At 70.8% G+C, this 12,690-nt stretch carries 12 protein-coding genes; 7 read left to right on the plus strand and 5 right to left on the minus strand.

What is annotated here, in order from left to right:
* Positions 1–57: 57 nt before the first annotated feature.
* Complete coding sequence (locus tag BLW76_RS06345; protein WP_091305795.1) at positions 58–684, plus strand: VanZ family protein; 627 nt, start codon at positions 58–60, stop codon at positions 682–684.
* Here the strand turns inward: BLW76_RS06345 and BLW76_RS48305 are convergent.
* The gene (locus BLW76_RS48305; protein ID WP_003058066.1) at positions 625–801 is read right to left on the minus strand and encodes a hypothetical protein; all 177 of its coding nucleotides are present in this window, start codon (positions 799–801) and stop codon (positions 625–627) included. The genes BLW76_RS06345 and BLW76_RS48305 overlap by 60 nt on opposite strands.
* Before the next feature lie 116 nt (positions 802–917).
* On the opposite strand from BLW76_RS48305, the gene mug reads away from it, so the two are divergent.
* The 4 genes from mug (at position 918) to BLW76_RS06365 (ending at position 4,941) form a co-directional block, all read left to right on the plus strand.
* Positions 918–1,478, plus strand: coding sequence for a G/U mismatch-specific DNA glycosylase (gene mug, locus BLW76_RS06350; RefSeq protein WP_091304917.1), 561 nt, complete (start codon positions 918–920; stop codon positions 1,476–1,478).
* Positions 1,479–1,745: 267 nt separating this feature from the next.
* The gene (locus BLW76_RS06355; protein WP_091304918.1) at positions 1,746–2,531 is read left to right on the plus strand and encodes a response regulator transcription factor; all 786 of its coding nucleotides are present in this window, start codon (positions 1,746–1,748) and stop codon (positions 2,529–2,531) included.
* 159 nt (positions 2,532–2,690) lie between these two features.
* The gene (locus BLW76_RS06360; protein WP_091304919.1) at positions 2,691–4,526 is read left to right on the plus strand and encodes an acyl-CoA dehydrogenase; all 1,836 of its coding nucleotides are present in this window, start codon (positions 2,691–2,693) and stop codon (positions 4,524–4,526) included.
* A gap of 139 nt (positions 4,527–4,665) precedes the next feature.
* Positions 4,666–4,941 carry a GlsB/YeaQ/YmgE family stress response membrane protein gene (locus BLW76_RS06365; RefSeq protein WP_091304920.1) on the plus strand — a complete coding sequence of 92 codons (276 nt, stop codon included), beginning with the start codon at positions 4,666–4,668 and terminating at the stop codon, positions 4,939–4,941.
* A 75-nt stretch (positions 4,942–5,016) separates the two neighbouring features.
* Here the strand turns inward: BLW76_RS06365 and BLW76_RS06370 are convergent, their stop codons facing one another.
* Positions 5,017–6,426: an MFS transporter gene (locus BLW76_RS06370; protein WP_091304921.1), complete on the minus strand. Its 1,410-nt coding sequence runs from the start codon at positions 6,424–6,426 to the stop codon at positions 5,017–5,019.
* A gap of 111 nt (positions 6,427–6,537) precedes the next feature.
* On the opposite strand from BLW76_RS06370, the gene BLW76_RS06375 reads away from it, so the two are divergent.
* Complete coding sequence (locus BLW76_RS06375) at positions 6,538–7,377, plus strand: helix-turn-helix transcriptional regulator (protein WP_091305800.1); 840 nt, start codon at positions 6,538–6,540, stop codon at positions 7,375–7,377.
* Positions 7,374–8,081 (plus strand): leucine-rich repeat domain-containing protein, encoded by a 708-nt coding sequence (locus tag BLW76_RS06380; RefSeq protein WP_091305797.1) that lies wholly within the window; start codon positions 7,374–7,376, stop codon positions 8,079–8,081. Before BLW76_RS06375 ends, BLW76_RS06380 begins: the two co-directional genes overlap by 4 nt.
* A gap of 4 nt (positions 8,082–8,085) precedes the next feature.
* Here BLW76_RS06380 and BLW76_RS06385 read toward each other — a convergent pair whose 3' ends face one another.
* The 3 genes from BLW76_RS06385 to BLW76_RS06395 form a co-directional block, all read right to left on the minus strand.
* Positions 8,086–10,245, minus strand: a complete 2,160-nt coding sequence (locus BLW76_RS06385) for a VanW family protein (protein ID WP_091305802.1) — start codon at positions 10,243–10,245, stop codon at positions 8,086–8,088.
* A gap of 217 nt (positions 10,246–10,462) precedes the next feature.
* On the minus strand, positions 10,463–10,795 hold the full coding sequence (locus tag BLW76_RS06390; protein ID WP_013230909.1) for a GroES family chaperonin: 333 nt from the start codon (positions 10,793–10,795) through the stop codon (positions 10,463–10,465).
* A gap of 1 nt (position 10,796) precedes the next feature.
* Entirely contained in the window at positions 10,797–12,617 is a 1,821-nt protein-coding gene (locus BLW76_RS06395) for an NHL domain-containing thioredoxin family protein (RefSeq protein WP_091304922.1), read from the minus strand.
* Positions 12,618–12,690 lie beyond the last annotated feature (73 nt).

Here is a 12,690-nt window from a genome sequence, read left to right on the forward strand (position 1 = left end):
GGACGCGGGCTCATCGACCGAAGCGGCACCCCCGGCAAGATCCATAACGTCGGTGGCATGACGAACGCACAGGTCACCGCCCTGCAGTACGGCTTCATCGCCTTCCTCGCGCTGTGGTCCGTGGTGCTGGTGCCGCAGCTGATCACCCAGCTCGCCCGGCACGGCGGCCTGCGCCTGCGCGGGCTCGTGTCGACGGCGGCGGTGCTGCTCTACGGCTGCATGACGCTCGCGGTCGTCTTCCTGCCGCTGCCGGGCCCCGGCACCCGCCGGCTCGTCCAGACCGTGCAGCTGCACCCCTTCCAGTGGATCGCCGACATCCACACGGAGCTGCTCAAGCACGGCGGGACCTGGTTCACGACGCAGACGTTCCAGCAGGCTTGCCTGAACGTGCTGCTGTTCGTGCCGCTCGGGGTGTTCGCGCGGATCCTCTGGCGCCGCGGCCTGACGGGCACCGCGCTGATCGGCTTCACGGCGTCACTGCTCATCGAGATCACGCAGCTCACGGCGAACTTCGGCACGGCGCCGTACGTCTACCGCATCTTCGACGTCGACGACCTCATGAACAACACGTTCGGTGCCGTCGTCGGCTGGGTGTTCGGCGCGCTGCTGCTGACGCTCCTGCGTTCACCGGTCGACGTGCAGCCGGCCCGGCGCGAGCGGGTCCACTTCGCCGAGACGCGCTAGCCGGGCTTTCCGCTGCAGGGCGGCCCGCTTGGCGGCCCGCCGGTCTTCCAGGACGACGACGAGCGCGGCCACGGCCAGTACCAGCGCGACCAGCCCGAGGACGATCGGAAGCTGCACAAAATCCTCCTCGGTACGGCGCTGTGCGGGAGATCACACAGGTTACGCAGGTCAGTACCGAATCCGCTACCCCATGCAACAGAGCGGCCGTCCGGGATCGACCGGACACTGGAGCGGTGCGCATCCGACCCACGAAGGACCAGCTGGCCGCCGCCCACAACACCACCATCCCCGACGTCATCGCCCCCGGCCTCGACGTCCTCTTCTGCGGCATCAACCCCGGCCTCTACTCCGGCGCGCTCGGCCGGCACTTCGCCCGCCCCGGCAACCGCTTCTGGCCCGCCCTCCACCAGGGCGGCTTCACGCCGCGCCGCTACGACCCCGACGAGCAGGAGAAGCTGCTCGACCTCCGCCTCGGCATCACGAACGTCGTCGCCCGGACGACAGCCCGCGCCGACGAGCTCACCGGCGACGAGCTGCGCGAAGGCGGCCGGATCCTGGCCGCGAAGGTGCTCGAGTACCGGCCCCGGTGGCTGGCCGTCGTCGGGATCACCGCCTACCGGACCGCGTTCGGCTTCCCGAAGGCGCGCGTGGGGCCGCAGGAGCACCGGATCGGCGACACCCGGGTGTGGGTGCTGCCGAACCCGAGCGGGCTCAACGCGCACTGGACGCCGGCCGGGCTGGCGGCGGAATTCGCCCTCCTGCGGACCGCATCCGCCGACTGTCGAAATCGTTGAACGCAGCGCGGGCCACCCTCAGTAGCGCCGACTAGCCCATCCGGCCCCGCACCGTCCGGCCGAGCCACCTCGCCAAGATCGACTTCTACGGAAAGTTTGCTGTGACCGGCGGATTGGGCCATGAGGGGGATTTGGCGTCATGAGCTGCGCAATCGCGACTCGTACCAAGCAGGAGGAGTCACTCCAACCGGTCCCGGCAGGGGGACCGGGGTGGTCGCCGGAGACGTCCGGCACCCGGGAGCGACGGCGCAGAGACGGAGGCCCGCGATGCACGGCATCGAGCCCACCCGCAGGCCCCCGGGGCCGGCCGGACCAGGGGGGCGCAGCCTCGGCGTGGCGGTCGTCGACCCCGTCCCGATCTTCCGCGACGGCCTCGCCGCGCTCGTCCACCGCAGCCAGGGGCTGCACTGGGCCGGGCAGGCCGCCAGCCACCACGCGGCCCTGCAGCTGTGCGAGCAGGTCAAGCCGGACGTCGTCGTGCTCGACTCCGCCCTCGACCCGAACTGCCACCTGACCAAGCTGCTGAACGCCGGCGACCCGGCGCTCGTCCTGGTCACCCTGATCCGTGACGCGAATCGCACGCAGCAGTACCTCGCGGCCGCGATCGCCGCCGGCGCGCACGCGATCGTGCCGCGGTCGATCGATTCACGACGGCTCGCCGAAGCGATCCGGCGGGCGCACAGCGAACGCCGCTACATCGACCCGGCGCTGGCCGCCCTCACCGCGCGGCCGAAGCGGGCGAGCGCGCCGAAGGGCGACCCGGCCCACGACAGCCCGCCGTCGCCACGCGGCGGTATGCCGCTGTCCAGGCGCGAGTACCAGGTGCTGCAGCTGGTCGCCGAAGGCCTCGAGAACTCGGCGATCGCGAAGCTGCTGTTCCTGTCCGTCGAGACCGTCCGGACGCACGTGAAGAGCATCCTGCGCAAGCTTTCCGCCCGGGACCGGACACACGCGGTGACCATCGCCTTCCGCGGCGGGATCCTCATCGCCCGGCCCGAGGACGGCTACACCCCGGTGACGGCCGACACAACGGCGATCCCGGGCAGCCGCTGACCCTCGTTCCCCAGGAAGAACCCCACAATCGCGTGGATTTCCGATACTCGGAAGTGCGGATCTGCTTGCCCTGGTTACCCACAGGTAATATCCTGAAGTTACCGGCGAGTAAGGCGAACATGTGCCCGGCCGGGGAGCCGAACACATTGGAGTGACGACATGGGCCACTACAAGAGCAACGTCCGAGACCTGGAGTTCAACCTCTTCGAGGTACTCGGCGTGCAGGAGCGCCTGGGCAAGGGTGTGCTCGCCGAGTCCGACGAAGAAACCGCCCGCGGCGTGCTGTCCGAGCTGAACAAGCTCGCGACCGGCCCGCTCGCCGAGTCCTTCGCCGACGCCGACCGCAACCCGCCCGTGTACGACCCGAAGACGTTCAGCGTCAAGATCCCCGAGTCCTTCAAGAAGAGCTACAAGCAGCTCCTCGACGGCGAGTGGTGGCGCCTCGGCCTCACCAACGACCTCGGCGGCTTCGGTCTTCCCCCGACCGTGCAGTGGGCGGCCTCCGAGCTCATCCTCGGCGCCAACGCCCCGCTGTTCATGTACATGGCGGGCCCGAACTTCGCCATGATCGTGGACAAGAACGGCACCGAAGAGCAGAAGCACTGGGCCCAGCTCATGATCGACCGGCAGTGGGGCGCCACCATGGTGCTGACCGAGCCGGACGCCGGTTCCGACGTCGGCGCGGGCCGCACCAAGGCCACCCAGCAGGAGGACGGCTCCTGGCACATCGACGGCGTGAAGCGGTTCATCACGTCCGGTGAGCACGACATGAGCGAAAACATCATGCACCTGGTGCTCGCTCGCCCCGAGGGCCCCGGCATCGAGACCAAGCCGGGCACCAAGGGCCTGTCGCTGTTCCTCGTGCCGAAGTTCCACTTCGACACCAAGACCGGTGAGCTGGGCGAGCGCAACGGCGCCTTCGTCACCGGCGTCGAGCACAAGATGGGCATCAAGGCCTCGACGACGTGTGAGCTGACCTTCGGCCAGCACGGCACCCCGGCCAAGGGCTGGCTGCTCGGCGAGGTGCACGACGGCATCGCGCAGATGTTCCAGGTCATCGAGTACGCCCGGATGATGGTCGGCACGAAGGCCATCGCCACGCTGTCGACGGGTTACCTCAACGCGCTCGAGTACGCCAAGGAGCGCGTCCAGGGCGCCGACCTGCCGAACATGCTGAACAAGGCCGCCCCGCGCGTCACCATCACGCACCACCCGGACGTCCGCCGCTCGCTGATGCTGCAGAAGGCGTACGCCGAGGGTCTCCGCGCGGTGTACCTCTACACGGCGTCCTTCCAGGACCAGCTGTGGACCGGCGAGGGCGACCAGAAGCTCGCGCACGGCGTCAACGACCTGCTGCTGCCGATCGTCAAGGGCGTCGGCTCCGAGCGCGCCACCGAGCAGCTCGTGCAGTCGCTGCAGACCCTGGGCGGGTCCGGCTTCCTGCAGGACTACCCGATCGAGCAGTACATCCGCGACGCCAAGATCGACTCGCTGTACGAGGGCACCACGGCGATCCAGTCGCTCGACTTCTTCTTCCGGAAGATCGTCCGCGACAAGGGTGCTTCGCTGGCCTTCGTCGCCGGGGAAATCACCAAGTTCATCGAGTCCGAGGCGGGCAACGGCCGGCTCAAGAACGAGCGTGCGCTGCTCAAGCAGGCCCTCGAGGACACCCAGGGCATGCTCGGCTCGCTGATCGGCTACCTGACCGCGTCCCAGGAGGACCCGCAGAGCATCAACAAGGTCGGCCAGCACACGGTCCGCCTGCTGATGTCGGTCGGCGACCTGCTCATCGGCTGGCAGCTGCTCAAGCACGCCGAGGTCGCCATCGGCAAGCTCGACGCGGGCGCGTCCGCCAAGGACGTCCCGTTCTACGAGGGCAAGATCGCCGTCGCGTCGTTCTTCGCGAAGCAGGTGCTGCCGGAGCTGACCGCCCGCCGCGCCATCGTGGAGGCCGCCGACAACGCCCTCATGGAGGTCGACGAGGCCGCATTCTGATCAATGCGTTCCACCGAAGGGCCCCTTTCCTGACCGGGAAGGGGCCCTTCGGCGTTTCGAGCCGGGATTGCGGGGGAATTCCGTCCTCGAGTTCGCGGGACCGAGTGGCCGGACCCGCGATCATGGAGAGGAGAAATTGATGACTGTCGCCGGCATCATCAGCGCCCTCATCGTGGGGCTGATCATCGGCGTTCTGGGCCGGCTGGTCGCTCCCGGCAAGCAGAACGTTCCGATTTGGCTGACCATCGTGATCGGTATCATCGCCGCCTTCATCGGCACCGCGATCGCGCGTGGCCTCGGCTACGCCGACACGAACGGAATCGACTGGCTGGAAATCCTCACCCAGGTCGTCCTGGCCGCCATCGGAGTCAGCATCGCCGCGGGCGCCTACGGTCGCCGTGGTGTAACCCGGTAACTCTCACGGATTCCCGGCCCGGCCGGTCCACCTTCGGGTGAACCGGCTGGGCTTTTCCGTGCCTGGATTCGGTGCCTACCGCGAGGCCCTCGCGAGCACGACGGCGAACCCGGTGCCGACCAGCATCAGGACCGCGGCCCACGTCATGGTGGTGGCGACGGCGTGCGCGGACGTACCGGCGGCGAGCGTCAGGAACAGGCTCCCGAACGTCGCCACGCCGATGACCTGGCCCAGCTGCAACGTCGTCGTGAGCAGGCCGCTGGCGTCCGCCGCGCGTTCGAGCGGGACGTGGGACAGCGTGTGCGCCGTCAGGGACCCGAACGCCAGGCCCATGGAGAGGCCGAAGAGCACGAGCGCGGCGAAGAAGAGCGCGCCGCCGGTGCCGCCGTCCTTCAGGCTGATGCCCAGCAACGCGTAGGCGATCGCCGACCCCGCGTAGCCGCCCGGCGTCAGTGCCGCGTGGAGGCGTTCGGGCAGTTTGTGCCAGAAGAACCCGCACAGGCCGAAGACGACGCCACCGGGCGCCATGGTGAGCCCGGCCGCGAGCGCCGTCTGCCCGAGACCCGCCTGCAGGTGCAGGGCCACGCAGAACAGGAACCCGCCGTAGGCGGCCACGCCGGTGGCCAGCGCGGCCAGTCCCGGCGCGACGCCGCGGATCTTCAGGACGCCGAGGTCGACCAGCGGGTCGCGCACCCGGCGTTCCACGACCACGAACAGCACGGCCAGCAGGACGCCCGCCGCGAGCGAGCCGAACGTCCACCCCGGCCAGCCGGTTTCGCGGCCGAGGACGAGCGGCAGCACGACGAGCACCACCGCGGGCACGGCGATCGCGAGGCCGGCGAGGTCGAGGCGGCGGCCCGCCTTCGCCGCGCCGCCGGGCACCAGGCGCAGGGCGAGCGCGGCCACGAGCACCCCGATCGGCACGTTCACCAGGAAGACGGGCCGCCAGCCGGCACCGAAGAGGTCGGCGCCGACGAGCACGCCGCCGAGGACCTGGCCGGACACGAACGCGACCGAGATCGTCGCGGTGTACGCGCTGAGCGCCCTGGCCCGCGCGGGGCCGCTGAACTGCGCCTGGATGACGCTGATGACCTGCGGCATCATCAGCGCCGAGCCGGCGCCCTGGGCGATCCGCGCGACGATCAGCGTCGTGGGGTCCGGCGCGAACCCGCAGAGCAGCGAGCAGCCGGTGAAGACGAGGACGCCGGTGACGAACAGCCGTCGCCGCCCGAACAGCTCGCCGAGGCGGGCGCCGGTGATCAGCAGCATCGCGTAGCCCACCGTGTAGCCGGAGACGACGAGCTGCAGCGCGGCGCCGGACGCGTGCAGGTCGGTGCGGATGTCGGTCATGGCGACGTTCACGACGGTGACGTCGAGCAGCGCCATGAACTGGCCGAGCAGCAGGACGGCCAGCATGAACCACGGCCGCCTGCCCGGCCGCGCCGCCCGGTCCGGGTTGGCCGGGCTTTCGGTGGTCAGAGTCATGGCTCCGACCTTGGGGTTCTTTGGCCGGCGTCGGAGAGAGCCTGGCGATGCTGGTACTGGCAGCACCCGGCTCGGCGAAAATTGTCGTACCCCTCGGGCACCATGTTCCGCATGACGTCAACGCAGGTCCACACCAGCCGCCGGGAGGAGCTCGGCCAGTTCCTCAAGGCGTGCCGTGCGCGGATCGGCCCGGAGGAGGTCGGGCTGCCGCCCGGCGTTCGCCGTCGCACGAGCGGGTTGCGGCGGGAGGAGGTCGCGCTGCTCGCCGGCGTCGGCGTCACCTGGTACACGTGGCTCGAACAGGGGCGGCCGATCAACGCGAGCGCGCACGTGCTCGACGCCGTGGCGCGCACGCTGCGGATGGACCACCCGGAGCGGGAGCACCTGTACCGGCTGGCGGAGCTGACCCCGTCGCGGCTGCCGTCGTCGGCCGAGGTGGTGCCGGACGCCGTGCGCGAGGTGCTGCGCGCACTCGATCCGCTGCCCGCCACGGTCGTCAACGGCCGGTACGACGTGCTGGCGTCGAACGCGGCGCAGGAGGAGCTGTTCTGGGAGTGGCACAGCCTGCCGTGCCTGCACAAGAACCTGCTGTGGTGCTGCGTGACCGAGCCGCACGCGCGGCGGTTCCTGCTGAACTACGACGAGGAGGTGCCGCACATGGTCGCCCGGATGCGTGCCGAGTACGGCAGGCACGTCGGCGATCCGGCCTGGGAAGAGGACATCCGGCGGCTGTCCGCGCTGAGTGCGGAGTTCGCCGGGCTGTGGGCCCGGCAGGAGGTGGCCGAACCGCGGCCGCGGCTGCGGCACCTGCAGCACCCGCAGGCCGGGCGGCTGGCCCTGCGGCTCACCGAGCTGGCCATCTCGGAGGCACCGGGCCTGCGGATCCAGGTGTCCACTCCGGACGACGCGGCAACGTGGGCGTTGCTGCCGCGCACCAGGCGGCCGTCATGACGTCACTGGATCTGAGCGATCAGGGCCTGACGTCGGTGCCTTCCCTGCCGGGTTACCTCACGCGGCTCGACCTGTACAAGAACTCGATCTCGGAGGTGCCGGGGTCGCTGTGGTCGCTGACCGGGTTGCGCGTGCTGAACCTCGCGGCGAACCGGATTTCCTCGTTGCCGCCGGGTATCTCGGCGCTGACGTCGTTGCACACGCTGGACCTGGCGCACAACCGGTTCGAGTCCCTGCCGGACGAGCTGGGCGAGCTGGCCGGGCTCACCGAGTACCTGTACGTCAGCGACAACCGGCTCACGAAGTTCCCGGCGGCCTGGTGCCGGCTGGGCAAGCTGCGGTACCTGGGGTGCACGGACAACCGGCTCACTTCGCTGCCGTCGGACCTGTCGGGGTTCGCTTCCCTGCGCGAACTGCGGCTGTACCGCAACGAGCTGACCGCGCTGCCCGAGTCGATCGGCGCGCTGGGTGCGTTGCGAGAGCTGCACTTGCGCGGCAACCGGCTCACTTCGCTGCCGTCGTCGATCGGGTCGCTGGGTGAGCTGCGTCAGCTGGACCTGCGGGAGAACGCCTTGACGACGTTGCCGGCGTCGCTCGCCGGTCTGTCCAAACTGGACAAACTGGATCTGCGGTGGAACAAGCAGCTGCGGGAGCCGGCGTGGCTGCGCGACTTCGAGGAGGCGGGGTGCATGGTCCTTCGCTGACAACTCAACAGAGAACGGTCGGACGCGGACCGTAGGTCGTCGTCTGCGACGTCCGGCGGACTTCTGCGCCGGAGGCGAGGTCGTAGAGCACGCGCGTGTCGGTGACGCTGAAGCCGGGTGAACCGATCGACGGCTGGCACGGCTCGGTTCCGCTGGGGCCGAACTGGATCGGCGGCGGGATTCCGGGTGTCCGGGGTCCGGTCTGGCCTTCGACGCGGAAGTGCCGGGTGCCCCAGATCCGGACCGTCACGGAGTCGCCGGAGACCGTGGCCTGGATGGCGATGCCGGTGGGCGCGTCGTTGGTCAGCTTGAGCTCGACGGGGTTGCCGCCGGCGTCGATGGCCTTGGCGTCGCGGCCGGCGGGGTAGCGGTCGAGGTAGTGGTCGTGTGGCAGGTGGCCGGCGTCTGACAGGCCGGCGAGGTAGGCGGCGTTGTACAAAGTGGACGCCAGCTGGGAGACGCCGCCGCCGACCACGGTCAGGCCGGTGCCGTCCTCGTCGACCGGGGCGGGCACGTAGCCGTTGCCGGCGGTGCGCGGGCCGGAGCGGGCACCGAGGCTGAAGGTCTCGCCGGGCTTGACGATCGCGCCGTTCACGCTGGCGGCGAGCGTCTGGTTGTTCGTCGCGGCCGGGCCGGCCAGACCGCCGGTGGTGAACTCGCCGACGACCTCCTTGATGCCGAGCGCGCTGGCGGCGTCGGTGGTCACGCTGGGTGTCGACGCGCTGTAGACCACGGGGAGATCCCGCCCGTCGGTCTTCTTGAGCACGTCGATCAGGGGGAGGAAGGTCTTCTCCCAGTCCACCTTGCGGGCGTCTTCGGAGGGCTCGACCGTCGGCTGGTCGCCGGTGAAGACGATCTGGGCGTCCTTGCCCTCGGTCTCGGTGCCCGCGAGCTCGTCCTTGAGGGCGGCCTGCAGCTTGCCCTGGTCGACACGGACCTCGACGGCCCCGCCCTCGACGACGGCGAACTGGAAGGAGGAGGCGATCGCCGCGGGCTTCAGCGGCACGTCCTTGCCTTCACCGTGCACGATGACGGGCTTCGCCACGGCGGGCACGACGATCTGCCGGTAGGCGGCCTGCACCCCGGCGGCGGTCGCCCGCACGGGCGTGATCGCCATGGCCAGCTTGACCCCGCCGGGGTCGAGCCAGTGGTCGGTGAGGGTGTGGACGGCGCCGGCCACGTCGAGCAGCTGCTGGCCCTGCCGCGGCAGGATCGGGAAGGCGGTGACACCGCCGTCGCTGCCGGGCAAGGGGCTGAACCCGACCGAGCCTTCGGTGGCGGGGTGGTTCAGCTTGCCCGCGGCGAGCTCGCGCACGGCCTCGTCGAGCCGGTTCTGGTCGGTGCGCGTGGCCACCCCGACCTCCCGGCTGCTGAAGAAGGACATGATCCGCGTGATCGGACTGAGCGGCTGGTGCCCGGCGAGCCCGAGGGTGTTCGGCCAGTCGAGCCCCAGCCCCGACCGCGACGGCACGAGTTCGGCCTGGACATCCCCACCGTGGATGGCAACGGGCCGGATCAGCCGCGGTTCGAGCTCTTTCCGCAGCTTCGCTTCGGCCTCGGCATGACTGAGCCCCCCGACCTCGACCCCGGCAACGGTCACCCCCCGCGGCACATCCCCGGCACTGACAAGGAGATCGACGACATAGAGGATGACAAAGAGCCCCAGCGCAAGCCCGACGGCCATCATGGCCCGAGCAAGCCCCTGACGCAGCTTCCGCGCAGGAGTCTCCGGAGCAGGCGGCGGCGCGGGATTTTCGAGCAGCTCACCGAGCAGATCATCGGAGAACAGATCGGTGGCGGCGTTGTCGGGGGCAGGAGCAGGAACAACGGGCGGCCACTCGGCAACAGCGGGCGAGGCAACAACGGCGGTGGGCGCCTCACCGACGGCGGGCCAGGCGGGAGCACCGGCGTGCACGGGCTCGGCGACCTCGGCAGCCGGCGCAGGCACCTCGTCCGCTGCCGGCGGCTCGTCCGCTGTCGGCGGCTCGTCCGCTGTCGGCGGCTCGTCCGCGGCCGGCAGCTCAGCCGGCGCAGGCACCTCGTCCGCTGCCGGCACCTCGTCCGCTGCCGGCGGCTCAGCCGCTGCCGGCGGCTCAGCCGCTGCCGGCGGCTCAGCCGCTGCCGGCGGCTCAGCCGCTGCCGGCGGCTCAGCCGCTGCCGGCAGCTCAGCCGCGGCCGGCAGTTCAGCCGCAGGCGCAGCCACCGACTCGGCCTCGGCCGGCGCAGGCCGCTCAGGCGCCTCCGAGCTCCCCGCCTCAGCCACCGCCCCCGGCTCGGCCGCCACAGCTTCACCAGGCGTCTCAGCCGTCGCCCCCGCGGTGGCGGGCTTGCCCTCGCGTCCCTCTTCGTCTGCCACGCGCCTGCCTTTCGCGGGACCCGACCTACAGGTAAAGCCCCGTCCCGTGCTCGGTCCGCTCGGTCGCCACCGCGTGGATGTCGCGTTCGCGCATCACCAGGTGCCCCTCGCCCTGGATCTCGACCTCGAGCTGGTCCTCGGGGTTGAAGAGCACGCGGTCCCCGGTCTTGACGTTTCGCACACTGTTGCCCACGCCCAGTACATCACCCCACGCGAGCCGCCGCGCGACCTGCGCCGTTGCGGGGATCACGATGCCGCCGCTGCTGCGGCGCTCTCCCTCTTCCGGCGACAGCCGCACGAGTACCCGGTCGTGCAGCATCTGGATTTCGAGTTTCGGCCCGTCAGACACGGCCTGCATGTTACCCGCCGGTCCGCGGCTCACCGGCCATGACCAGGGTCAATTCGCTCGTGCCGCCGTCCTCGATCCGGATCGGGACGCCCCAGTCCTGCCGGGTGATCCGGCACGCCGGGTGCTCGCCGCCGTCATCGCAGCTCGCGGCCTGCGCCACCACCTGCAGCACGCCCTCCGTGACGCCCTCGGCGAGACGGATCTTGCGGTTCAGGTCCGTGCCGGTCCCGCCGCCGTCGGCCAGCAGGGACGGCGGTGACGCGCTGATCTCGAGCCGCGTCGACGGGCCGAAGCGGTCGTCGAGCTTCTCGCCGGGTGGGGCCGTGAACAGCACCGAAAAGTCGATCTCGCCCGGCGCGAGCACCGTCGGCGGGCGGCGCACGGCGTGCGCGTCGCCGGTGACGACCGTCGGCCCAGAGGACGAGTCGACCGGGGCGATCCGGTTGCCCGCCGACTCGACGACCAGCAGCTCGCCGTCGTGCAGCAGCAGCCCCTGCGGCTCGGCGAGCCCGGTGGCGATCGTGGTCACCTCGCGGGTGAAGACGTCGAAGCTGCGGACCGCGCCGTTGTAGGTGTCGGCGATCGCGATCTTGTCGCCGGGCAGCGCGGCGAGGCCCAGCGGGTGCTGGAGCAGCGCCTCGTCGGCCGGGCCGTCGGTGTGGCCGAAGGAGAACAGGTCGACGCCGATCGCGGTGTGCACGGTGAACGACTCGCCGTCGGGCTCGATCCAGCGCAGCGCCGACGTCTCCGCGTCGACGAGCCACAGCTTGTCGCCGTCGACGGCCAGGCCGGACGTCTGCGCGAAGAACGCTTCGCCGGCGTCGCCGTCGCGAAGGCCTTCGACGGTCGTCCCGGCGAAGCGGCGGATCGTGCCGCCGACCGGGTCGAACACGCTCAGCGTGTGGTTGCCCGCCATGGCGACGACGACCCCACCGGCCGGGCCCCACCAGGCGACGTCCCACGGGCTGGTGAGGTCGACCGCGACGCCCTTGCCCGAGTCCGGGCCGCTGCGCCACTGCGCGCCGGTGCCGGCGACCGTCGTCACCTCGCCGATGATCAGGTCCAGGCCGCGCAGCCGGTGCCCGGCCGTGTCGGCGACGACGGCGTGGTAGCCGACGCGCTCGGCGATGTCGTACGGCAGCAGCGCGATGCCCGACGGCTCGGCGAAGGTGGCGATGTCGAACGGCCCGTCCTGGCCGCCGCGGGCGCCGCTGCCGAAGCGGCGGATGACGGTCTCGCCGTCCGAAGCGAACTCGACGATCGCGTGGTGTCCGGTGTCGGCGACCAGGACGCGTCCCTCGGCGGTGGCGACGGCCTTGCTCGGGAACCGCAGCTCGCCGGGCTGCTCCTCGACCGGCACGTACGGGCTGCCGCCGCGACGCAGCGTGCCCTTGGCTTCGTGCTTCGTCACGAGGTCCGCGATGACGCGGCGAAGCGCCTCTTCGTGCCCTTCGCCCGCGGCGACGTGCACGACGTACCCCTCGGGGTCGACGACGACGAGCGTCGGCCACGCGCGGACCGCGTACTGCGACCACAGCTCCATCTTCGGGTCGTTGACCACGGGGTGGTGCACGTCGTAACGGCGGACGGCGGCTTCGATCGAGGCGCGCTCGCCCTCGTGCAGGAACTTCGGCGAGTGGACGCCGATGGTGACCAGCACGTCGGCGAACTCGGCTTCGAGCGGACGCAGCTCGTCGAGCACGTGCAGGCAGTTGATGCAGCCGCTGGTCCAGAAGTCCAGCAGCACGATGCGCCCGCGCAGCTCGGCGAGGGTCAGGGGGCGGTCGCCGGTGTTCAGCCAGACGTCGCCGCGCAGCTCGGGGGCACGCACGCGGCTCTGCGGTCGTGGAGAAGTCACGGCATGAGTGAACTACACACGCTCACGCTCTGTTCCGCGGTCCGCC

The organism is Amycolatopsis tolypomycina, from assembly GCF_900105945.1.
In the GTDB taxonomy this organism is placed as follows: Bacteria; Actinomycetota; Actinomycetes; order Mycobacteriales; family Pseudonocardiaceae; genus Amycolatopsis; species Amycolatopsis tolypomycina.

Excerpts from the sequence above, each read along its gene's own strand:
- BLW76_RS06345 (WP_091305795.1), top strand. The coding sequence starts at position 58 with ATGACGAACGCACAGGTCACCGCCCTGCAGTACGGCTTCATCGCCTTC.
- BLW76_RS06355 (WP_091304918.1), top strand. The coding sequence starts at position 1,746 with ATGCACGGCATCGAGCCCACCCGCAGGCCCCCGGGGCCGGCCGGACCA.
- BLW76_RS06360 (WP_091304919.1), top strand. The coding sequence starts at position 2,691 with ATGGGCCACTACAAGAGCAACGTCCGAGACCTGGAGTTCAACCTCTTC.
- BLW76_RS06365 (WP_091304920.1), top strand. The coding sequence starts at position 4,666 with ATGACTGTCGCCGGCATCATCAGCGCCCTCATCGTGGGGCTGATCATC.
- BLW76_RS06370 (WP_091304921.1), bottom strand. The coding sequence starts at position 6,426 with ATGACTCTGACCACCGAAAGCCCGGCCAACCCGGACCGGGCGGCGCGG.
- BLW76_RS06375 (WP_091305800.1), top strand. The coding sequence starts at position 6,538 with ATGACGTCAACGCAGGTCCACACCAGCCGCCGGGAGGAGCTCGGCCAG.
- BLW76_RS06380 (WP_091305797.1), top strand. The coding sequence starts at position 7,374 with ATGACGTCACTGGATCTGAGCGATCAGGGCCTGACGTCGGTGCCTTCC.
- BLW76_RS06390 (WP_013230909.1), bottom strand. The coding sequence starts at position 10,795 with ATGCAGGCCGTGTCTGACGGGCCGAAACTCGAAATCCAGATGCTGCAC.